The following is a 23754-nucleotide window of genomic DNA, read 5'->3' on the forward strand; positions in this document are numbered from 1 at the left end:
TATAGGTGCCCGTAAAAAAACCAAAGCGTTTCGATCAAATCTCACCTGCTGCCAACTTTCTCCTGAGCCTGCTGACAGGTGTTATTGCAATTGCTTGCGTCTTTCCTTTTGTGTTCGTCGTCATCATTTCATTTACAAATGAAAAATCGCTCGCCTCGAACGGCTACCGCATTATTCCGAAGGAATGGAGCCTGGAGGCGTACCAATATATATTCCGGACAGGCGAGGCGCTGCTGCGCTCGTATGGCGTTACGATTTTTGTAACGGTCGTCGGTACGCTATTGAGCCTTGTCATCATTACGCTTTATGCGTACGCTATTTCCCAGAGAAGCTTTAAATATCGTCGCTTATTCAGCTTTTTTGCGATTTTTACGATGTTGTTCAACGGCGGTATGGTGCCGACCTTTATCGTCGTTACACAGCTGCTGCATATGAAGGATACGATATGGGCGCTCATTATGCCGATGCTCGTCAATGCGTTTTATATCCTCATTATGCGAACGTTTTTCATTACGATGGTGCCTACCGCCATTATTGAATCGGGGAAAATAGACGGGGCAAGCGAGCTGCAAACGTTTATTCGGCTCGTGCTGCCGCTGTCGCTTCCCGGTCTTGCTACGATTGGCTTATTCAATACGCTCGGCTATTGGAATGACTGGTTTAATGCACTCTTGTATATTGATTCGCCCAATCTGGTGCCGCTGCAATCGATGCTGATGCGAATTGAAACGAGCATGCAGTTCATTATGCAAAATTCGACCAATGCGGCGCTTAGCACCGGCATATTGCAGAACATGCCGCAGGATACATCGCGAATGGCAATGGTCGTGCTGGCGACGGGACCGATCGTGCTGGCGTATCCTTTTTTCCAGCGCTACTTCGTTCAAGGGCTGACGATAGGGGCGGTAAAGGAATAGGCAACCCTTGAAATTTCACCTATTGCGGCTGATTCAAAGAATTTCAAGGGTAATGGCGATCGAAAGCCAATCTTTTCATGCAGCGCAGCTTCTTTTTCACCATACGTTTTTGCCTGACGTTTAGGCTTGCAATGATTTTCACGTTCCGCTATACTGTCTATAATCTAATACATGTTATACGTTGATAGAGCGCAGTAGCAGCTTTGTCCCTGTTGCAGAAAGTCAGGGGTTGATGAGACCTGACACATACAAGGGCTGCGAATTACACTCTGGAGTATCTTGGGTAATGCCAAGCGGCAGGGCGAACGATATTTCGTCAAAAGCGGTATGAACAGCATTTTTCAAGCTGTTTGTGCAAGTTGGGTGGTACCACGGTTATTCAATCGTCCCTATGTCTCCAGTAGACGAGGGGCGATTTTTTGTTGCCCAAGCGTAAACGGCTATAGCCGTCCTTTGGCGGCAAGGCTTCCGTTTCGAGGGTGGAATATAAGCCTATTTATAAGTGCAAAACTTATAAATTTTTATATTTCAAGCAAAAACGACTTCGTCGTCCTTCTGGGACGTGCGAAGAGCTTTGTCGGAGAAATATAAGCTTATTTATACGTGAAAAACTTATAAATTCTTATATTTTGAAAAAGCCTTGCTCAGTGCGTTATTGCGCTCATTAACGTAAAACATGACCACTATTATCGAATGGAAAAGGGGTTGTTTGCTTTGAATATTATGGATGAACTCGGATGGCGCGATGCCATTAACCAGCAGACGGATGCGGAGGGACTTCGCGAGCTGACGAATACGAAGGCAGTGTCGCTGTACTGCGGCGTTGACCCGACTGGCGACAGCATGCATATCGGCCACTTGATTCCGTTTATGATGCTGAAACGTTTTCAACTCGCGGGCCATCGCCCCGTTATTCTGATTGGCGGAGCGACCGGAACGATTGGTGATCCAAGCGGACGCCAGACTGAGCGCTCGCTGCAAACGCTGGAGCAGGTGCAGGCAAATGTTGATGCGTTAAGTGCACAGCTGAAAAAGCTTTTTATGACCGACGGCGACAACCAGGTGCGCATGGTCAATAACTACGACTGGACGCACAAAATCAATGTCATTGAGTTTTTGCGCGACTTCGGTAAAAACTTCAGCATCAATACGATGCTGGCGAAAGACATCGTCTCTAGCAGACTCGATAGCGGCATTTCGTTCACCGAGTTTTCGTACCAAATTTTGCAGTCGCTTGACTACCTACACCTGTTCCAGAACGAGGATGTGCAGCTGCAAATCGGTGGCTCCGATCAATGGGGCAATATTACGAGCGGCCTTGACCTGATTCGGAAAAAAGAAGGCTCAGAGGCGAAAGCGTTCGGCCTGACGATTCCGCTCATGCTGAAAGCCGACGGCACGAAATTCGGCAAAACGGCGGGCGGCGCGATCTGGCTTGATCCGAACAAAACGACGCCATTCGAGTTTTACCAGTTCTGGGCGAATACCGATGACCGCGATGTCGTGAAATACTTGAAATTCTTCACGTTCCTGAGCAAAGCGGAAATTGAAGCGCTTGAGGAGAAGGTGCAAACCGAGCCTCATAAACGAGAAGCACAGAAGGCGCTGGCAGAGGAAATGACGAGATTCGTGCACAGCGAAGAGCTGCTGGAGCAGGCGAAGCGCATTACAGCAGCGTTGTTCAGCGGCGACATTCGCTCGCTGACAGCGGACGAAATCGAGCAGGGCTTTAAAGAAATGCCGACCTTCACAGCGGACGGGGAGCCGAAAAACATCGTCGACTGGCTCGTCGATCTCGGCATTGAGCCTTCCAAGCGCCAAGCGCGCGAGGATATTACGAAGGGCGCCATCTCCATGAACGGCGAGAAGGTGACGGAGCTTGAATTTACCGTTACAGCGGAGCATGCAATTGGCGGACGGTTCATCATTATTCGCAAAGGTAAAAAAAGCTACAGCTTGGTGAAGCTGGGTTAGAGCTGCATGGTTAAGCTGGGTTAGTGTAGCCCAGCAGAGCAGCTCAGCTGAAGCAGCAATGCAGTTTTGTTAGAGAATCGCAGCTGCTGCAGTTGGGTTAGTCCGAGACGGTTAGCTTGCGGACTGACGATCCGCTATTTTAAGCTTTTTGTTGATTTCAGCGTTTGAGCGGACAGGAGAGCCCTTATTCATGAAATTTCGGCTTGAAAATGGGGCATTCGCAGCCAATAGCTGCTTCTGAGTCCGCGAACCTCACCATCAAGCGTTGTTTGAAGAAAATAGCGGAATCTCTGTCCGCCAAAGACCCGGAATGAACCGTTGCCGAGTTAAACAGGGTCGGCGTAAATATAGCCCAACAGCGTAAGGAAGCTGTCGGGCTATATTTTTTAACTATTTATGAGGAATTTCGTGCTGGAAGTCATTGGCCGCCAAGCTGGGCCTGCGATTATCCTCTTTACCCAGAAAGCTGCGCAAATCCTTGCCTGCCAGCGGCTCGTCGGCAAATCTCGGTATGATATGCAAATGAGAGTGAAACAGATGCTGTCCTGCTGCGCCTTGCGTATTCCACTGCAAATTATAGCCATCTGGCTGATGCAGCTCATCCAAATGCGCCTTCACCTTATGTACAAGCTGATACGTATCGGCCCACTCCTGCTCCGACAGCTCAAAAACATTTTCGCGGTGCTGCCGCGGAACAATTAAACCAGAACCAATCAAAATGTCCTGAGGCATTTGGTAAAAGATGCAGCTTTCATTGCTTAATATAGCTCGCTGCCGCGCCTCCAGTTCTGGCCTGCAAAATACGCATGAATCGTGATTCATCAATGGAATCGCTCCTTTGAAGGATAGAATGATAAGGCAATAGCTGATCGTGCGTACAGCTCTATTTTACCAAACGATAGCCTATCTAGGTAATGAAATTGAAAGCTATAGGAGTTGAAATAGGCGGTGATAGATTTCGTTATCTTGCTCTTTCATTCTCTGAGGCTTACAGTCTTGATGGCTTGAGGTATAGTAAGGATAAGACGAAATGAATGGAATAGCGGGGGATAGAAATGGCACAAACGATACGGGAAGAGCTGCTTTTGCGGGCGGAGGCGGATTATCAAAAGTTTGCTGCGTCGCTGATACCGAATATCAGCAATGTAATGGGTGTTCGGCTGCCGGAGCTGCGTAAGCTTGCAGCAGAAATTGTAAAGGGCGACTGGCGCGCTTATTTGGCGGAGGCAGACGATGAATTTTTCGAGGAAGTCATGCTGCAAGGCATGGTCATTGGCCTCGTGAAGACGGATATGCAGGAGCTTCAACGCTATATCGCCGATTTTGTGCCGAAAATCGATAATTGGTCCGTCTGCGACAGCTTCTGTGCGGGGCTGAAGGTGACCAAAAAACATTCGCAGGAAATATGGGATTTTATCCAGCCGTATTTTGCTTCGGAGCAGGAGTATGATTTGCGTTTTGCCGCGGTTATGCTGCTTAATTTTTATGTAAATGATGAATATATAGAGCGGGTGCTTCAGCGGCTCGATCAGATTGACCATCCAGCCTATTATGTGAAAATGGCGGTGGCATGGGCAGTATCCATCTGCTACATTAAGCAACCAGAGCCGACGATGGCCTATTTGAAAAATAATGCGCTTGACACTTTCACTTATAACAAAGCGTTGCAGAAAATAACCGAATCGTACCGCATCGATCCGGATACGAAAGCGATTATCCGCAGCATGAAGCGGAAAGTCGTGAAGAGCTAATCAGGCAAAGCTAAATGAAGCAGAGTAAGTATAGTAGATGGCATACAGCGCATGCCTATTATTTAGAATGCCGGAGGGGGCACGATGAAAAACGAGCTTTTATACAAGCATCCGAAGACTCTGCTCAATAAAGGGACCGGCTTTTTGTCGGGCTACAGCCATTCGCTCAATCCTTATACGGGCTGCGCTTTCGCTTGCTCCTATTGCTATGTGCGGGGCATGCCGGTGTCCATCTTCCGTGGACAGGAGTGGGGAAGCTGGGTTGATGTTAAGCTTGGCGCCGCCGAGCTGCTTAAGAAAGAGCTGCGAAAAGCGAAGGCGAAGGGGCCCGTTACGATTTTTATGTCCTCCAGCACGGACCCGTATCAGCCAGCCGAATATAAGGAGCAGGTGACGCGCTCCTTGCTGGAGGCGATGGTGGAGGAGCCGCCGGAGTTTTTGCTTGTTCAGACGAGAAGCCCGCTCGTTACTCGCGACATCGACTTGCTGCTGCGCCTGGGAAGCCGGGTGCGCGTCAGTATGACGGTAGAGACGGATTTGGAGGCGATCCGGAAGCATTTTTCACCGATGGCTCCGCCCATTCAAGCTCGATTGAAAGCTTTGCGATTACTGAAAGAAGCTGGCGTGCCGACTCAGGCGGCGGTTGCGCCATTGCTGCCGAGCAGCGAGGCATTTGCGGGCAAGCTTGCCACGCTCGTGAATCGGGTGTGCATAGACGATTATTTTATGGGTGATGGAAGCGGAGGTAAACGAACGAGGCGACTTGGTCTTGAGACACTGTATGCGCAGCAGGAAGCTGAGGAATGGTATGAGCCTTCGGCTTACGAGACGGTTTATCGGCAGTTCCGTGAGGTATTTGCGGAGGAGCAGCTGTTTATAAGTCAGGCGGGGTTTGAGCCTTGAGGGTATGACTGGATTTTACAGGAAATGATTGTAAGTGGCAGGTTTGGATGCTAGGATAAAAGAGAAGTGTCGCGCGAACGTTAAGCTCCCATGAAAACCCGGGGAGTTTCGCACATTGCGCCAGATAAGGGAAAACTCGGATTTTCATTTTCATGAGTGCTAGGATATGCAGTTGAATGAAGAGGTTCGCGGAAATGTTCCATTTTCCCCTTGCTGCGCAAGGCTTCACGAGATATGCTGTCGCTCTCCGTGCGAGAGCGTGGATTGAAACATATAGATGGGTTTGAGCTTCCCAACTGGTAGTGGTCGCTCTCCTTGCGAGAGTGTGAATCTTGTTTGAAAAGCTTTAGAGATATTGCGTTATTTAGATCCCTGTAATCAAAAAAAACGGCTGTCGAGCACCCTCGACAGCCGTTTTAACATTAAGGTTTCAATGTAGGATTGAGTCGTTTCCATGGTTTCACCTCCAAATGGATTCTTACCGGAGTAGGAGAATCGGAGTTTGCTCCGAACAAAACCACATCTCGCGCTGAATTTGCGACCATGATTGTTCGTGCATTAGGTTACTCCTCAGAATCAGGAACAGTGTCGTTCAAAGATATTTCCTCCGATGCATGGTATGCAGACTCTATCGGTGTAGCCGTTGAGCTGGGATTGGTGCAGGGAGGAAAGGACGGTAATTTCCGGCCGAACGATACGATAACGCGTCAAGAAATGGCAAGCATTTTAAACAAAGCAAAGGCTCTTGCAGGCAAACAGCTGTCTGAAGAGGCAGAGGTGAAAACGGCTAATTTCATGGATGCTGATGAGGTTGCAGATTGGGCGAAGCAAGATGTCAGCAAGGCTGTTCAGGAGGGCTTGCTTATAGGAACGCCAGGTGGAAAATTCCAGCCGAAGCAAGCTGTAACACGGGCGGAAGCAGCGACCGTCATTCTTAGACTTCTGTTGAAAACTGAAATGATAAACTAAAGTAAGCTCAGTTAAGCGGCCTTGGTCCTGAATTTCATCGGACTGAGTTCGCTTAGTTTCGTCTGTAAAGGAACGGCCTTGTGGCAGCAGTTTGCTCTAATCAATGATGTTCGCCCCTATCATTTACAGAAGATAGAATACCGATATAATAGAGAAGGAAGTCATGAAGGTAGATATCTGAGAAAATAAGCAGAGGTCTATAGTATAATGGCTGCTGCTATGAAAGTAGAACATTCCTCAAGGAGATGATCGTTCGTTATGAAAATGAATAAATACGTAACCGCCATGCTCGGCATGGCGATATTCACCTTGCTTGTTATCGGTGTTTCGGTACCGGATGTTTCGGCAGAGGGGGCTGATTATTATGTCGCAACGACGGGCAATGATTCCAATGCCGGTACGATAACCGCGCCATGGAAAACGCTGCAGCATGCAGCTGATACGGTACCAGCTGGAAGCACAGTTTACGTTCGGGGTGGCGTGTACAAGCAGAAGCTGAACGTAACCCGTTCTGGCTCAGCTGCGGCAGGGCCTATTATCTTCACGAATTACGGAGAAGAGGTGGCTGTTATTGACGGCACGGGACTGACGGCGAGTGGTGCGGAAGGCCTCGTTAGCTTGACCGATGTCAGCCATGTGACCATTAAGGGCTTGGAAATCCGCAACTTTACAAGCACTTCGAAAAATAAGGTGCCGATAGGCATCTATGTAAGCGGAGCTGGAAGCTATATCAGCCTGCTGGACAATAAAGTTCATGCGATTAAAAATACGGTGACACCGACAGGCAGCGGCTTGCAAGGCCGCGACGCTCATGGCATTGCCGTATATGGCACGAAGTCGCCAGCCTCGCTTAACAATCTGACGATTGACGGCAATGAGCTGTACAATTTGGTGCTTGGTTCCAGCGAATCGCTTGTGCTCAATGGCAATGTCGATACATTCGAAGTAACGAATAATCTGATCCATGACAATGACAATATTGGCATCGACCTGATCGGCTTTGAGGGGACCGCCCCGAATACAGCCTATGATCAGGTACGCAACGGTCTAGTGAAGGGGAACCATGTGTACAATATTACATCCAATAACAACCCTTCTTATGGCAAGAAGCTTCCCAACAACAGCCATGCAGCTGGCGGCATTTATGTCGATGGCGGCAAGGACAGCATCATCGAGCATAACTACAGCTACAACAATGATATTGGCATTGAAATAGCTTCCGAGCATAAAGGGAAATCTACGAGCAATATTACAGTTCGCAGCAATATTATTTACAATAACCGTCTAACGGGCATTGCAATGGGCGGCTATGATAAGCAGCGCGGCTCTACAACAGACAGCAAAATCATCAACAATACGCTGTACAAAAACGATACAATCGGTGACGGCGCAGGCCAGCTGTACGTTCAATTTGACACGAAAAATAATGTGATCAAAAACAATATTATGGTGGCCAGCTCGACAGGCGTCCTCATCTATAACGAATATACGCAAAATGTCGGCAATATCGTCGATTACAATATGTATTTCACGCCAGGCGGAAGCTCGGATGCCTACTGGGTTTGGAAAAATGTTGAGTATAACGGCTACGCGGCATACAAAGCAAATTCCGGCAGCGATTCACATTCCGTATTTGCAGATCCTAAGTTCGCAAATGTCTTATTGAACGACTTCCATCTGCAAGCGACGTCCCCAGCTATGGATGCTGGCGACACGGATACCGCCCTTATCGGTACGCTGGATATCGATGGGCAGCCGCGTGTACAGGGTACAGCTGTTAATATTGGAGCAGATGAGTAACGGCAGAGCTTAAGCAGGCAAACGGTTAAAAAGACGCAAAAAACGCCAGGAAAAAGCAAGCTTCCCTGGGGCTGGACTATAAAATTATATTTGCTGCAAATCATTGTTGGTCAAATATAATACAATGATGCCAACCGCTCCATTAGCGACGAGACCCGTAAAAAATTTGGGAAACCGCCGAGCAGCTAGGCTATCGCACGCTCCGACCGGCAAAGAAGAAAAAGGCAGAAGCCAAAACAGCCTATCGAATTGGTTGCCTAGTCGCGATTCCGCTGCCATAACAGAGCTTGATATGTATATGCATGTAGATCCATTAAAAGATGACTTCTGATTAATCAGGCGTCCTCTTTTTTTGTTTTACTAGGTCCTATATGCAAAAGGCAGCTGCATGGTGCTAGTTTCGGGGGGGAGGGGGGGCTCCCTGCACAAAGACACAAAGACACAAAGACGGACTTCGTGGGCACAACTTGGAGGACACAGCAGCCGCTAATTCAACCGAATCACTGGTTTTGGCACCGGCTGCGGACTCAGGAATCGCTAATGCGCTGCCCATCGTCATTTTCAGAGGATTATGAGGGCAATAGCGGATCTCCTGTCCGCTTAAGTCCTGAAATGGGATTGAAAGCCAGAATAGCGGAACCTCAGTCCGTGAAAAAAGGAAATAGTCTCCAAAACTACGTATTGTCAGCCACATTGCTCTCTGCAACTGTGTTTTCAGCAACAATCGCATGCTGTGGTTCCTTCGGTCTTGAATGGTCAGAGGAATTGGCATTGAATTGGCAATAAGCAAGCAGCAGCAAGGGCTCACGATTGCATACACATCCTAGGGAGTGCTGCTTAAAATATGTTGGACAGCTTGCGATATTCGCGCGGCCCTTTCGCTAAAGAAATATGGCGGGAGGGGTTATTTTTATTATAATTTTTGGTTTTGTGAAAAATATCACATAACTCCCGCTCGTTGTTGTTTATACTGATGGTAAGAACAATGAAAGCTTTACAGGGAGGCGTTTACAATGGGAGCAATACGGCAAAAGCTTGTGCTGATTGGCAATGGGATGGCGGGAGTAAACACGCTGGAGCATATCCTCAAGCTGTCACCGGAGCAATATGACATCACGGTATTCGGCAGCGAGCCGCATCCAAACTATAACCGGATTATGCTTTCTTATGTATTGGAAGGCAGTAAGACGATAGATGATATTATTTTGAACAGTTGGGCTTGGTACGAGGAGCATCATATTACGCTGCATACGGGAACGACGATAACGGCTATTGATACGCAGCAAAAAATCGTGTTTGCGGACAATGGGTTGACCGCAGCCTATGACCGTCTAATTATTGCTACGGGCTCGAATCCCATTATACTGCCCGTTCCCGGGCATCAGAAGCAGGGTGTCGTAGGCTTCCGCGACATTGCGGATTGCAGCGTCATGCTGGAGACAGCGAAGCAATATCGCAATGCAGCTGTTATAGGCGGCGGGCTGCTCGGTCTGGAAGCTGCCAAGGGCTTGCTCAATTTGGGCATGAATGTGACGGTCATTCATTTAATGGCGGATTTAATGGAGCGTCAGCTTGACACGAGCGCTTCGGCGATGTTGAAGGCGGAGCTGGAGCGGCAGGGGCTGCATTTCCTCATGGAAAAGCAGACGGCGGAAATTTATGGCGGTGAGCGTGTTGAGGGGCTGACCTTCAGCGACGGAACGAAGCTGGAATCGGATTTTATCGTTATGGCAGCGGGCATACGGCCTAATACGGCTTTGGCCAGCGCGAGCGGTCTTGAAGTGAAGCGGGGCATCGTCGTCGATGATTACATGCAAACGTCGGCGGAAGGCGTGTACGCAGTTGGCGAATGCGCCGAGCACCGCGGCGTTTGCTACGGCTTGGTAGCCCCGCTGTTTGAGCAGGGGGCCGTGCTGGCGAAGCAGCTATGCGGCGTGCAGACGAAGCCTTACGAGGGAACGCAAGTGTCGACGAAGCTGAAAATTTCGGGCGTAGATGTATTTTCGACGGGCGTCTTCTTGGATCAGCCAGAGCTGACGGTCATTCGCAAGCAGGATGACTGGAAACAGCAGTACAAGAAGCTGCTGCTTAAGGAAAATACAATTGTTGGCGGTGTGCTTTACGGCGATGTCAGCGATTCGAGCCGGATTCAGCAATGGGTACGCGAAGGGGCTGCCATGACGGAGGCTATTTATGCAGAGCTGATGGGAGCAGCTGGCACCGCGTTGTCGGCTGCTGACCGCGTAGCGCAAATGGCCGACGATGAAATCGTATGCGGCTGCAATGGCGTATCGAAGGGGAGCATCGTAAAGGCGATCAAGGACAATTCGCTTACTTCGGTCGATGAGGTAAAGGCGTGCACAGGGGCTGGGCGTTCGTGCGGAGGCTGTGTGCCGACGGTTAGCCATTTGCTGCAATATGTGTTGGGAGACGAATATGCCGGCCAGAAGACGAAGACGGGCATTTGCGGCTGCACGAGCCTCAGCCGCGATGAAATCGTAGCTACGATTAAAGAGAAGCATCTGACGACTGTGAAAGAGGTTATGCATGTACTGGAGTGGCACAATCCGGAGGGCTGCTCGAAATGTCGCCCAGCGGTCAATTATTACTTGGGCATGCTGTGGCCGCAGGAGCATGAGGACGAGAAGGATTCGCGCTTCGTTAATGAACGGATGAACGCCAACATTCAGAAGGATGGCACCTACACGGTTGTGCCGCGGATGTATGGCGGCGTGACGACGCCGCAGGATTTGAAGAAAATTGCCGATGTTGCCGTGAAATATGATGTAAAAATGGTCAAAGTGACCGGAGGCCAGCGGCTTGATTTAATCGGGGTTGCGAAAGAAGATTTGCCGCTCGTATGGGAAGAGCTGGATATGCCCTCGGGCTATGCCTATGCGAAGGCGCTGCGTACAGTGAAAACCTGCGTCGGCCAGCAATTTTGCCGCTTCGGTACACAGGATTCGATCGGCATGGGCATTCGGCTGGAAAAAACATTTGAGCGGATCGATATGCCCGCCAAGTTCAAAATGGCCGTGAATGGCTGTCCGCGCAACTGCGCCGAGTCGTGTACGAAGGATATTGGCATCGTCGGCAATGACGGCGGCTGGGAAATGTTCGTTGGCGGCAATGGTGGAATCAAGCCGCGCATCGCCGAGCTGCTGTGCAAAGTAAAAACGGATGAAGAGCTTGTGCAGATGGTGGGTGCTTTTACCCAATATTATCGTTTGACGGCGAATTACTTGGAGCGCACTTCGGAGTGGGTGGAGCGCGTTGGCATAGAGGCGATTAAAGCGGAGGTTGTTGACAATATGGATCGCCGCCGCGAGCTGTATCAGGATATTTTAGCCGCGCTAGCCGAACTGAAGGAGCCTTGGAGCACAGCGCTTGAGGAGCAGCGGGAAAGCAGCTATCTGTTTGATGCGATTCAAATGAAATAGGCAAGCGCATGCAGGGTAGGCTGAGCAGTTACTAAAATTTAAAGGATAGAAGGCGAGGAGAGTCCAAATGACCACCCAGGTAAATCAAGATTTGACCTATATTAAAATCGGCACACTCGAGGATTTTCGCGAACGAATGGGGCGGGTTATTCGCTTGAAACAAAAGGAGATTGCTGTGTTTCTTACAACCGACGGCACCTTGTATGCGCTGGACAATCGCAGTCCCCATCGCAGGGGAGGGCCGCTGGCGGAAGGCATGGTATCGGGACATTTTGTGCTGGACCCGTTATATGATTGGAAGATTGCGCTGGATAGCGGGCAGGTGCAGGCGCCTGATTCCGGCTTGGTGCAAACCTATCCACTGAAGGTGGAGGGCAAGAACGTACAGATGGGACTGACGCTAGAGCAAGCAAGGCAGCTCGGACTGGAATAATAGAGGCAAGTATCTTAAATGAACAAAGGAGGTTTATCTATTGAATACGGCGACGCTTAACAGAGAAGGTGATCAAGGCAAGAAGGGTTTCGGAGAGTGTGCGTGCTGCAGTGGCAACCACCTGCTGCATGCACTTTTGGAGCAGAAGGAGCGGCAGGACATCGGCATTCAGCCGGAGAAGCTGAAAGCGGCAGATTGGAGCGAGCAGTCAATTGCCGGAATGGTGCGGCAGCTCATGTTTGGCTATCATCTGTTTCTCAGAGCCGAGCTGCCGTTGCTGCATGAATTGACGGCGCTCATTACGAGCGTTCATGGCAGCCAGCACCGCCAGCTGATTGAGCTGCAGCAGCGCTTCCATGCTTTAAAGGCTTTGCTGGAGCAGCATTTGATTGACGAGGAAGAATGCTTTTTCCCGCTTATTCTGAAATATGAGCGGCGCAATTCTGCTAGTGCATTTAGGCAGGCGAAGCAAATGGTCGAGAAGCTTGAAGGCGACCATAGGCGGATCGGCAATATGCTGCTGCATATTAGGCTGGCTTCGGCGCATTATATGCTGCCAGATGATGCGTGTGAAGCTTTCGCTTATACGTACAGCAGGCTGAGGCAGCTGGAAGCAAAGCTGCTGGAGCATATCCGGCTGGAAAATCATTATTTATTTTATAGATTGTGATAATTTTCACATTATAAAAAGGGATCTAGTTTTATACTGTAGCTATATAGGATATAGGAGGCGGAAAAGATGGCTGTCAATCATACCGATCGCATTAAAGTGGCAGAATCTGCGGGCGCTTGGCGGGGCTTTGCAGCAGGAAAATGGCAGGAGCGCATTGATGTAAAGGATTTTCTGGATCATAATCTGCAGCCTTATACAGGCAATGAGGCCTTTTTGGCAGGAGCCACTGAGGCAACGGTCGAGCTTTGGCAAAAAATCCAGCACCTCGTCAAGCAGGAGCGGGCAAACGGAGGTGTACTGGATATTGATCTAAATACAGTTTCGAGCATTACCGCCCACGCTCCCGGTTACATTGACCAGAAGAAGGAGCAGATTGTCGGGCTGCAAACCGACGCGCCATTGAAGCGCTCCATTCAGCCATTCGGCGGCATCAAAATGGTCGTTGATGCCTGCGAGGCTTACGGCTTCGAGCTGCCCGCCGAAATGATCAAAATGTTTACCGAGGTTCGCAAAACCCATAACCAAGGCGTGTTTGATGCCTACACCTCAGAAATGCGGGCAGCGCGCAAAGCAGGAATCATTACGGGGCTGCCAGATGCTTATGGACGCGGCCGAATTATTGGCGATTACCGCCGGGTAGCCTTGTATGGGGTCGATCGTCTCATCGTGGGTAAAAAGCAGGAGCTGCTGCTGCTGGAAACAGGCACGATGACGGAGGAGACAATTCGCGACCGAGAGGAAATATCCGAGCAAATCCGTTCGCTGCAAGAGCTTAAGCAGATGAGCCTTGCCTACGGCTGCAACATATCTAGGCCGGCAGCTACGGCGAAGGAAGCGTTCCAATGGCTGTATTTTGCTTATCTTGGGGCGATTAAGGAGCAGAACGGCGCGGCGATGAGCCTTGGGCGCGTTTCCAGCTTTCTCGATATTTATATCGAGCGCGATCGGCTGGAAGGAAGGCTGACGGAGGAGCAGGCACAGGAGCTGATGGATCATTTTGTCATGAAGCTGCGGATCGTGAAGTTTTTGCGGACACCGGACTATAATGAGCTGTTCAGCGGTGATCCGACCTGGGTGACAGAGTCGATTGGCGGCATGGCGGTCAATGGCCAGACGCGGGTGACGCGCAGCTCCTTCCGTATTCTTCATACTTTATACAATTTAGGTCCGGCACCGGAGCCGAATTTGACCGTACTGTGGTCAGCGAGCCTGCCGGAAGACTTCAAAAAATATTGCGCCAAGGTGTCGATTGAAACGAGCTCGATTCAATATGAAAATGATGACATTATGCGCCCGCAGTTCGGCGATGATTACGGCATTGCCTGCTGCGTCTCCGCGATGCGGATCGGCAAGCAGATGCAATTTTTCGGAGCTAGGGCGAACCTGGCAAAAGCGCTGCTCTATGCCATCAATGGTGGAGTAGATGAGGTATCCGGTATGCAGGTTGGGCCGGCATTTGCCCCGATCACGAGCGATTTGCGCCTCGATTATCAAGAGGTGATGGGCAAATATGACGCTATGCTGGAATGGCTCGCTGGCCTATACATGAACACGCTGAACATCATCCATTACATGCATGATAAATATGCATATGAGCGGCTGGAGATGGCGCTGCATGACCGCGAGATTTTGCGTACGATGGCATGCGGCATTGCGGGCTTGTCCGTTGTGGCGGACAGCTTGAGTGCAATCAAGCATGCGGTTGTTATTCCGCTTCGCAATGAAAACGGCATCGTTGTCGATTTTGACATTCAGGGCGAATATCCGATGTACGGCAACAATGACGAGCGGGTAGACTGGATCGCTGTGCAGCTCACGGAAACGTTTATGAATAAGCTGCGCAAGCATCGCACCTACCGCGGCGCTTTGCCAACAATGTCGGTGCTGACGATCACATCGAACGTCGTGTATGGCAAAAAAACGGGCAGCACGCCGGATGGCAGAAAAGCAGGGGAACCTTTTGCGCCCGGCGCTAATCCGATGCATGGCAGAGACCGCAAGGGTGCGCTTGCCTCGCTCGCATCCGTTGCTAAAATTCCGTACGAGGATTGTCTCGACGGCATTTCCAATACGTTCTCGATTATTCCGAAGGCGCTCGGCAAGGAGCCGCTGACGCGCATTAACAATCTCGTTTCGCTGCTTGACGGTTATGCGGATAGCTCCGGCCATCATTTAAACGTTAACGTATTTGAACGGGAGCAGCTGCTGGATGCGATGGAGCATCCGGAAAACTACCCGCAGCTGACGATTCGTGTATCAGGCTATGCCGTTAATTTTATTAAATTGACCCGCGAGCAGCAGCTCGATGTCATTAACCGCACGTTCCACGGCGCGGTATAGAAAGGAGGCCCTAAGCATGTTAGGCAGAATCCATTCCTTTGATACGTTTGGAACCGTCGATGGACCGGGCATTCGTTTCGTGCTTTTTATGCAGGGCTGCGCTTTGCAATGCCAGTTTTGCCACAACCCGGATACGTGGGATACTGGAGCAGGAAAACAGGTGACGGTCGACGATATTTTGCGGGAAATAGAGCCCTATGTGCCGTATTACCGCCGCTCTGGCGGCGGCATTACGGTTACGGGAGGAGAGCCGACGCTGCAGGCGCCATTCGTAACCGAGCTGTTCAAAGCGTGCAAGCAGCGCTGGGGGCTGCATACGACACTTGATTCGTCAGGGTTTTGTGAACCGAATCATGCGGAGCCGCTTATGGCGGTTACTGATCTGGTGCTTCTGGATTTGAAAATGATCGATTCCGCTAAGCATGAGCTGCTAACTAGTCGTCCGAACGAGCGGATATTGCGTTTCGCAGCCGCTTTGAGCTCGTGGAAGCAGCCAGTGTGGATTCGGCATGTACTCATTCCGCAGGTGACCGATGGCAGCGACGATTTGCGCGCGCTAGGCGCTTATATCAGCGCGCTTCAATCGGTTGAGAAATTCGAGATTTTGCCCTATCACCGAATGGGAGTTTACAAGTGGCAGCAGCTTGGCCGCGAATATCCGCTGGAGGGCATTCCGAGCCCGACGGAGCAGGAGGTCGCGCGGGCTTACCGGCTCGTGCAGGAGGGTGGTATTCATGCGGCGTCGCAAATAGTAGAAGTGGGGAGCATAGAAAAGAAGCAGCCTATCGGCCGATTGCTCGGCTGAAGGGCTGCTTCTTTTTTTCTTCCAATCGCTCTATATTTTCAGCGAATCGATTGATTAACGGCCAACTCTTGTAAAAGCAATTCGCTGCTTTTCTCCAGCTGCATAGGATATAAATGAACATTAGCGGGGGCTAGGTCTTGCTTGCGATCGGATTTGGCACTATCGTCATTGTGGGAATGGCCCTCATAATAAACAATTTGGACAAGGCTAAAAAGTACCCGACCTTTTGGAGATAAGCCTACGATTATTCTCTTGCTCATGGAGCGTAAGCAGCAGCCCATGCATAAAAAGCCCGAAGGACGAGCACTAATTTCCTAGTGCCTATCTTCCGGGCTTTCATACTTCCACACCTGGCTATGCTAATCTGCTTTATTCGCGCCTTGTTCCTCATTAAACCAAAGAGGGTCTTCGCAATCGACTTCGCCGTTATAGTTAATCAGCAGTTCTTCGCCTGCCTTAATATCGGTAAAGGCAAAAAAGTCTACCGTTAAATTGTCAAAATTAAGCTCATAGAACGTGTTCGGCGTATACGAGTGATTAAACAGCATGCCGTAGCCCAGCAAAAGAGCGGAATGGTTTGCTCCATATTCAAAAGCGTAGTCGGCAAAAATCGTTTTCTCAAGATGGACATGCTCCTCGTTCTCGTAAGGAAGGACCGGTGCTTCGTGAATAAGCGCGCCCTCGGCGATGTCCTGGGTGGCGAATACGCCGCGGTTCAGCTCGCCATTGCTGAGCTGGGAAGTTCGAATTTCAATCATGAAAGTATCCTCTGTCCACTAAAGCATATAATGGAATTCTTTTTCTCAACATTATAGCCCGCTTTCGCTAAAAATAGCAATGCTGCTTCATTCAGTCGCTCCAATTTTGCTTTTCCGAAGGTACTATAAAAACATGGTACTATTGCGGTTAAGCCTCCTCTTGTATAGTTAAGTTAGTCATATATAGCAAGCATACATACCGCTGTTTAACAATATAAGCATTTATAAGATGCACCCTCATAATCGGCTTTTAGTGAGCGATTTCGCTATAGATAAGGAATATTCGCCAGGGGCAGAAAGGTGACTTGACACCATGAACAGAGCTTTGACAAGGCAGAAGGAGCTGCAGCACAAGGCCGCTGTACTCAAACAATTTGAAGTCTATGGTTATCAGGTCGCCTATTATGTGCTGGAGAATGAAGCGCAGGCAGCGCAGGCAGTCATGCAGGCTCTCAAGCAATTATTTCAGGATGAGCAATTTTTCAAGCAGCCACAGCCTGAACAAAAACAGCAGACAAAACGAGCTGTCATGAAGCATTCCTTGCTTAGCAAATTCGCTGCTCAGCCATCCTCGCTCGGAATCATATAAACTAGAAGCAGCTGCTATAGCAGCCCGCTCCCCGCTTTTTCACGTACAACAGCAGCTGTCATGCTATCCAATCCAATTGAACCAAGACAGCTTTGAGCGCAAGCGCCGCACATTACAAGCTGCAATAAAACACCCTCCGAAATTCCCAAACAGGCGAATTTCGGAGGGTGTTTCAGTTAAGCCGGCTTGAAGCGCTTAGTTGGAAGCGACTTTCAAGCGGATCATATTCCACGAAGCTTTGCCTAGTACGGCGCTAACTTGGCCGCCATCGACTTTGGCTGTGCCATTGTTATGCGGCAGCACTTGATTAGGACGAGCTTTCGTATTACAAGCTTTAATATCGTCATGCTCCAGAACAACATGCTCGATGAGGCTGACAGTGCCGAAGCTGCGAACATCAACATCAAGGTCCAGCGATTCCTTCAAATGACGGTTGACGGCGAAAATCGTAATTTCACCTTGCTCCTCATTATGAACGCTAATCGCTTCCAGATAAGGCACATCAGTGAAGTCCTTCGAATCGTATTTTGGCGATGAAGTAATCGGTTGAAGCACAGTGCCCCGTCCATACAGGGAAGCGTGCTTGTAAGGGAAATACGTCGTTTGCAGCCACAGCGGACCGCCATTTTCCGTCATAATCGGAGCGATAACGTTAATGAGCTGGGCCAAGCAAGCGATTTTCACCCGGTCTGCGTGCTTAAGCAGTGTAATGACGAAGCAGCCGACAGCAAGCGCATCCTCAAGCGTATATACATCCTCAAATTCTGGCGGCGCAATATGCCAACGTTCCTCGGCGCGGCTTGTGCCAATGGAGTTCCAAACATTCCACTCATCCAGCGACAGCATGAGCTTCTTCTTGCTGCGCTTCTTCGCTTTCATGTAATCCGCAATCGCCGTTACGCTGTAGATGAATTGATCCATATCGAGCGATTTCGCGAGGAAGTTTTCCGAGTTGTTTTCGTTATTGTTGTAATACGTATGCAGCGATAGATAGTCGACCTGATCATACGTCAAATCCAGTACAGTCGCTTCCCAATCGGCAAAGGTGCTCATGCCGCTCGATGAGCTGCCGCAAGCAACGAGCTCGATGGATGGATCGACCCAGCGCATCACTTTAGCCGTTTCATTCGCCAGTCTGCCGTATTCAACTGCTGTTTTGGCGCCGATTTGCCAAGGGCCGTCCATTTCATTGCCCAGGCACCATGTTTTGAACTTATGCGGCTCTTTGTAGCCGTGTGAAATGCGCAGATCGCTATAATAGGAGCCGGATGGATGATTGCAATATTCAACGAGGTTACGTGCTGCATCTACGCCGCGCGTGCCAAGATTGACCGCCATCATGACTTCGGAGCCAACGAGCTTCGCCCAGTCGGCAAATTCGTTTGTGCCAACCTCATTTGTTTCAGTTGTCCACCAAGCCAGCTCAAGCAGACGCTTGCGCTCTTCTTTCGGGCCAACGCCGTCCTCCCAATTGTAGCCCGAGACGAAATTTCCGCCAGGATAGCGTATAATAGGAACGTTGAGCGCTTTAATCGCTTCGAGCGCATCGCGGCGGAAGCCGTTCTCATCAGCCGTCGGGTGGCCCGGCTCATAAATGCCGCCGTATACGGCGCGTCCTAGATGCTCGATGAATGATCCATATAGACGCGGGTCAACCTCAGCAATTTTAAAATGTTTATCAATGAGCATCGTTGATTTCAATGACATAATGGTAAAACCTCCTGTTTAAAAGTGTAGTGAAAAAAGATCTGCACTGCGTGAAAAGGTTAGTTTACGACCGTTGACGCTTCTCCAGCTCAACCTTTTCACTCCGCTTGCCTTTTTCGCCTTGCTTATAAAAAATGATGAATTAGCCAAAAACTGAATTCATATACTTGCTAACTACTTATATTTTTAACATAATGAATAAATACAAGCAATGAATAAGGGTCGTAATAATGAAGAATTAGCTAAATTACTAACCCTGCAAATAGGATGTGACAGAATGTACTTAACGACGAATGCAGAATCGCTTCGTGTATATGAAGCGCTGGCGAGCGAGGTTCGCCTGCAAATTATTGATTTGCTGGATGAGCGTGAACGGCATATTAAGGAGCTGGCAGCGGAGCTTTATTTGAGCAGCGCGATTGTCAGCACCCATGTGAGCAAGCTTCAGCAGGCGGGTATTGTGACGAGCAAAATGAAGCGCGTAGGTGGCGGAACGTATAAATACTGCTCACTTTCGGCCGAATATTTGCAAATCAGGCTGTCGAGGCCAAATGACCAGAAGCGAAAAAATATGGAAACGATGCTGCCGGTCGGCCATTATACCGATGTAGCTGCCTTTCCAACCTGCGGCATTGCAACAGCGGAGAAGCTAATCGGACAATATGATAATCCTAAATATTTTTTGGACCCGGAGCGAATGAATGCCGGCATTTTATGGTTTGCCAGAGGATATGTCGAATATAAGGTGCCCAATCATCTATTTGTTGATCAACGGGTGCAGGAATTGGAAATTTCACTGGAGATTGGCTCCGAAGCGCCACAAATTAATGAAAATTGGCCGTCGGATATTCGCTTTTTTATCAATGGCCTGTATTTGGGCGAATGGACGAGTCCGGGTGACTTTGGACGTGTGCGTGGACGGCTGTCACCGGATTGGTGGCAGGGCGATGTGAATCAATATGGCTTATTGAAGGTGCTGCGTCTCAATGCGAATGGCACCTTCATTGATGGCTTGCAAATATCCGAGCTGACGATTCATGATTTGGATTGGGAGACCCCGTTTCTGACGCTTCGCATCAGCGCCGAGGAAAGTGTTCCGGGCAGGGGAGGATTAACCTTGTACGGCAAGGGGTTTGGCAATTACAATCAAGATATAAGAATTCGTACCTATTATGAATAACCCCCAAACACTTCAATGGAATAGCTGGATGAAACAGGAGGGATCGTAATGGCGCCTTATTGTCGTGTGCTCATTGTAGATGATGAAATATTAGTCAGACAAGGCATTAAGCACTTATTGAATTGGGAAAAGGAAGGCTTTCAAATCGTCGGCGAGGCGGCGAGCGGCACGGAGGCGCTGGAGAAAATTCAGCAGCTGGAGCCGCATATCGTAATAACCGATATCGTCATGCCTGTCATGGATGGCGCGGAGCTGACAAGAATTGTAAAGGCGAGATTCCCGGAAATTGAAGTGATTGTGCTTAGCAGCTTTGGAGAATTTGATTATGTGAGATCGACATTTCAAAGCGGCGTTGCCGATTATATATTGAAGCCTAAGCTGGAGGCGACCCATCTGCTTGAAGTATTAAAGCGCACTGCGCAGCGGATTCCTTCACTGAAGCTGGAGCATGCACCAACTGATAAAGACACAACGGTACAGGTAGTGCTGGATATGCTGATGGATGGCTTCGGCGTAGAGCTTGAGGAGGCGGTGGGGGCAGAAGCGTTCCCTTATGACAGCTTCTGGATGCTTGGTGCAGAATGCAAGCCTTCTGGAGATAAAAAGGCCATGCTAGCCGTAGCTGAGCTTCTGAAAAAAAGGATACAGTCGGAGCTCGTCGTTTCGCTAGAAGAGTCGGTCCATTATTCGCTTAGGGCGGAAGCTGGGCGCTTCGTGCTGCTCATTAATTTGAACAAGCAGGAAAGCCCGCAGCTTGCCGCTGCCGTACGAAGACTGGATGAGTGGACGGGCGAGCAAATGCTTGAAGCGCGATGGACACTGGGCGAGCCGTTCAGCCATTATACCGAGGTGGGGGACCATTTCAAGCTCAGCTTTCTGAAAATGAGCGACTACCGCTTTTTTCTGGCTGACCCGGATCGTGTGCTTATTGCAGGGGAGCTGCCATATATGCCGCCTGTAGAGGATAAGTTTGATTTGCCGCGGTTTTCCGAGCAGCTGAGCAAGCAGCAGTTTGAGAGCGCTTTTAGCGACCTGCTTGCTTATGTGCAGGGTGCCCCGCATTTTTATAAGAAGGATGTATTTGAGTTTAAATCATTCCTTAGCAATGTTATTTTTAATATGACGATTGTAGTGGGCCGCCTGGAGGTGGATGCCGCGCATTTGGAAGAGGCGAAATACCGCTATTTCAAGGAAATTGGCGACGCCTCGCATATAAGCGAAGCCATCGTGTTAATGGAGGCATTCGTGAGCGAAGCGGAGACTGTACTGTCAACCCGCAAGCAGGGAGCAGGCAATCCGAATATGGCAATGCTGCTTGCTTATATTGGCGAGCATTTTGCTGAGCCGCTAAGTCTGACGGAGCTGGCGAAGCATTTTCATTTTAACCCTTCTTATTTGTCTACGTATTTCAGTGCGCATAATAATGAAGGCTTTAGTGAATATTTGAACAAAATTCGGGTGGAGAAGGCGGCAGAGCTGCTGCTAGCCGATACGGCATCCATTTCAGAAATAAGCGGCATGGTGGGGTACTCGGATCATAGTTATTTTACAAAAGTGTTCAAAAAGATAACGGGCTTGTCACCTAGCCATTATCGCAAACAACATGTCAATCAGAAAAGGGACTAGTGCATGAAGGCATTTTTGGAAAAATTTAAATATCACGGCTTGTTTATTAAAATGTTTACCGTCACCTTAGTCAGCATCATTTCGGTTTCTCTGCTGACTACGCTTGTGATGATGCAAATGTCGGAGCGTCTATTCATGAATACGTTCAGTATTACGAATGGAAAAATCATTAATCAGGTGCAGACGAATTTCGAGTCATTCAGCTATTCCATTGTGACAGCGACCAATAATGTTCAGCAAAGCGGAACGCTCAAATCGTTTCTTACAGACCCCGATGAACGATCTGTCCCGACGTTGAAAAGATATTATGAAGCCAACACACAAATCAAGCGAATTCAATCGGGCGTCTCCGCTTATCCGGTGAATATGACGATAACGGGAATTAACGGGCGCAGCCATTCATCCGACAGCACCTATTGGCCGCGATCAATCGAGAAGCTTCGCAGCAGTAAGCTAACGGAGCAGGCGCTGCAGGAGCCACGGCGTATTTTGTACGAGCTGGATCAGGATAGCATGACGCCTGATAACAACTCGAATGCTGTTGTTGTCGCCATGAAAACACTGCTGGAGCGAACGAGTGGCCAGCCTTATGGCCAGCTTTATATTGCAATAAGAGAAAAGGATTTTCGCAAATTTTACACGAGCTTCACGAGCGGTGGAAATGATGTCGTTATCTTGAATCAAGCAGGCATGATCGTTTCCAGCAATCGTGACCAGCTTGTAGGGACGACGGTGCCAGAGCTTTTGACCTATGCCAAGCAAATTGAAGAGCAGCAGCTGGACGTTATGGATACAACGGCAATGGGGAAGAGCAGCCTCGTATTGTCCAAATATTTGCCGACCTATGATTTTTATTTGGTGAACTTAATTGATAAGCAGCAGGTCATGAGCCAAATGGTTGATTTCAAATTGGTCGTCCTTATCTCTCTGGCAATCGTGCTGCTGGCTCTCATTATCGTCTTTGTGATTTCAAGGCGGCTGACGAGATCGCTAACGCTGCTGGCGCGGCAAATTTCACGGGTGACGAAAAATGATTTCAATAATTACACTTCGGTAACGGGAAGCTACGAAATCAAGCAGCTCGGCAATGCCTACAACTACATGCTGGATGAGCTGAACGATTATATTAAGCGGCTCATTCAGACGCAGAAGGACCAGCGTAACGCCGAGCTGTCTGCGCTGCAGATGCAGATTAATCCCCATTTTTTATATAATACGCTGGCATCGATTAAAATTTTGGTCCAGCAGGGCAATAAGGATAAGGCTGCGGAAACGATAAACGCACTGATTTCCCTGCTGCAAAATACGGTGAGCAATATAAGCGAGACGATTCCGGTCTCACAGGAGCTCGTCAACCTTAAAAATTACGTATTTATTAACCATGTGCGGTATGGGGAGCAGATTCGGGTCAACTACTTTGCGGACAAGGATTGCATGGGGGCCCATTTGCCGAAGCTGGTTATCCAGCCGTTTATGGAAAATGCTTTTTTCCACGCTTTCCATGAGCGCAGGGAGGGATATATTTATGTACTTATCTCCCGTGAGGGCGATTCGCTCATCTGTGAAGTCGTAGACAATGGGGTCGGCATTAGCGGGCTGAGTAACGGTGAAGCTGGCGCCGAGGTTGACGGAGCAACCCGGGAAAACGGTGAACGCGGGGTGCATTCGGCAAGCCATTTCTTCTCGGGCATTGGCATACGCAACGTGCATGACCGTTTGACCCTGCTTTATGGTGAAGGCTATGGAGTGACGATTGTCAGTGATCCAGGTCAAGGAACACGTGTGAAAATCAAGCTTCCTTTGTTATTTGAGTAACGATTTTTAAAGCAGCGGCTCGCAGGATAAATCCTAAATGAGCTGCTGTTTTTTTAGTTGGCAGCCTTAAATTA

18 protein-coding genes and 1 other annotated feature are annotated in these 23754 nt (G+C 49.3%); of the genes, 15 read left to right on the forward strand and 3 right to left on the reverse strand.

The annotated features are described in order from the left end of the window. Positions 1-5: 5 nt before the first annotated feature. Complete coding sequence (locus MHB80_RS09630) at positions 6-917, forward strand: carbohydrate ABC transporter permease (protein WP_341281929.1); 912 nt, start codon at positions 6-8, stop codon at positions 915-917. Positions 918-1089: 172 nt separating this feature from the next. Next, positions 1090-1311, forward strand: a binding site (T-box leader). A 320-nt stretch (positions 1312-1631) separates the two neighbouring features. Continuing rightward, positions 1632-2891, forward strand: coding sequence for a tyrosine--tRNA ligase (gene tyrS, locus MHB80_RS09635; RefSeq protein WP_341281930.1), 1260 nt, complete (start codon positions 1632-1634; stop codon positions 2889-2891). 390 nt (positions 2892-3281) lie between these two features. On the opposite strand, the gene MHB80_RS09640 is transcribed toward tyrS, so the two are convergent. Continuing rightward, entirely contained in the window at positions 3282-3713 is a 432-nt protein-coding gene (locus MHB80_RS09640) for an HIT domain-containing protein (protein WP_341281931.1), read from the reverse strand. Between the two features lie 233 nt (positions 3714-3946). Here MHB80_RS09640 and MHB80_RS09645 point away from each other — a divergent pair, with 233 nt between their 5' ends. The 9 genes from MHB80_RS09645 (at position 3947) to pflA (ending at position 16005) form a co-directional block, all read left to right on the forward strand. Further along, the gene (locus MHB80_RS09645; RefSeq protein ID WP_341281932.1) at positions 3947-4642 is read left to right on the forward strand and encodes a DNA alkylation repair protein; all 696 of its coding nucleotides are present in this window, start codon (positions 3947-3949) and stop codon (positions 4640-4642) included. A gap of 84 nt (positions 4643-4726) precedes the next feature. Then, positions 4727-5545, forward strand: coding sequence for a radical SAM protein (locus tag MHB80_RS09650; protein WP_341281933.1), 819 nt, complete (start codon positions 4727-4729; stop codon positions 5543-5545). A 441-nt stretch (positions 5546-5986) separates the two neighbouring features. Then, positions 5987-6514 carry an S-layer homology domain-containing protein gene (locus MHB80_RS09655; protein WP_341281934.1) on the forward strand — a complete coding sequence of 176 codons (528 nt, stop codon included), beginning with the start codon at positions 5987-5989 and terminating at the stop codon, positions 6512-6514. Positions 6515-6778: 264 nt separating this feature from the next. Next, a complete protein-coding gene (locus MHB80_RS09660) occupies positions 6779-8314 on the forward strand; it encodes a right-handed parallel beta-helix repeat-containing protein (RefSeq protein WP_341282925.1) in 1536 nt (511 codons plus the stop codon). A gap of 1013 nt (positions 8315-9327) precedes the next feature. Continuing rightward, positions 9328-11754 carry a nitrite reductase large subunit NirB gene (gene nirB, locus MHB80_RS09665; RefSeq protein WP_341281935.1) on the forward strand — a complete coding sequence of 809 codons (2427 nt, stop codon included), beginning with the start codon at positions 9328-9330 and terminating at the stop codon, positions 11752-11754. Between the two features lie 67 nt (positions 11755-11821). Then, positions 11822-12187, forward strand: a complete 366-nt coding sequence (gene nirD / locus MHB80_RS09670) for a nitrite reductase small subunit NirD (RefSeq protein WP_341281936.1) — start codon at positions 11822-11824, stop codon at positions 12185-12187. A 40-nt stretch (positions 12188-12227) separates the two neighbouring features. Next, positions 12228-12857, forward strand: a complete 630-nt coding sequence (locus MHB80_RS09675) for a hemerythrin domain-containing protein (protein WP_341281937.1) — start codon at positions 12228-12230, stop codon at positions 12855-12857. A 69-nt stretch (positions 12858-12926) separates the two neighbouring features. Then, positions 12927-15200 (forward strand): formate C-acetyltransferase, encoded by a 2274-nt coding sequence (gene pflB / locus MHB80_RS09680; protein WP_341281938.1) that lies wholly within the window; start codon positions 12927-12929, stop codon positions 15198-15200. Positions 15201-15216: 16 nt separating this feature from the next. Next, on the forward strand, positions 15217-16005 hold the full coding sequence (pflA, locus tag MHB80_RS09685) for a pyruvate formate-lyase-activating protein (RefSeq protein WP_341281939.1): 789 nt from the start codon (positions 15217-15219) through the stop codon (positions 16003-16005). 359 nt (positions 16006-16364) lie between these two features. Here pflA and MHB80_RS09690 read toward each other — a convergent pair whose 3' ends face one another. Next, positions 16365-16763 carry an SET domain-containing protein gene (locus MHB80_RS09690; protein WP_341281940.1) on the reverse strand — a complete coding sequence of 133 codons (399 nt, stop codon included), beginning with the start codon at positions 16761-16763 and terminating at the stop codon, positions 16365-16367. 313 nt (positions 16764-17076) lie between these two features. Here MHB80_RS09690 and MHB80_RS09695 point away from each other — a divergent pair, with 313 nt between their 5' ends. After that, on the forward strand, positions 17077-17352 hold the full coding sequence (locus MHB80_RS09695; protein ID WP_341281941.1) for a hypothetical protein: 276 nt from the start codon (positions 17077-17079) through the stop codon (positions 17350-17352). Between the two features lie 195 nt (positions 17353-17547). Here the strand turns inward: MHB80_RS09695 and MHB80_RS09700 are convergent, their stop codons facing one another. After that, entirely contained in the window at positions 17548-19059 is a 1512-nt protein-coding gene (locus MHB80_RS09700; protein ID WP_341281942.1) for an alpha-N-arabinofuranosidase, read from the reverse strand. Positions 19060-19336: 277 nt separating this feature from the next. Here MHB80_RS09700 and MHB80_RS09705 point away from each other — a divergent pair, with 277 nt between their 5' ends. The 3 genes from MHB80_RS09705 to MHB80_RS09715 are packed head-to-tail and all read left to right on the forward strand — an operon-like array spanning position 19337 to position 23680. Further along, positions 19337-20239 carry an ArsR family transcriptional regulator gene (locus MHB80_RS09705; RefSeq protein ID WP_341281943.1) on the forward strand — a complete coding sequence of 301 codons (903 nt, stop codon included), beginning with the start codon at positions 19337-19339 and terminating at the stop codon, positions 20237-20239. A gap of 48 nt (positions 20240-20287) precedes the next feature. Then, a complete protein-coding gene (locus MHB80_RS09710; RefSeq protein WP_341281944.1) occupies positions 20288-21865 on the forward strand; it encodes a response regulator transcription factor in 1578 nt (525 codons plus the stop codon). A 3-nt stretch (positions 21866-21868) separates the two neighbouring features. Then, complete coding sequence (locus MHB80_RS09715; RefSeq protein ID WP_341281945.1) at positions 21869-23680, forward strand: sensor histidine kinase; 1812 nt, start codon at positions 21869-21871, stop codon at positions 23678-23680. Positions 23681-23754 lie beyond the last annotated feature (74 nt).

Source organism: Paenibacillus sp. FSL H8-0537, assembly GCF_038051995.1.
Classification (GTDB): domain Bacteria; phylum Bacillota; class Bacilli; order Paenibacillales; family Paenibacillaceae; genus Pristimantibacillus.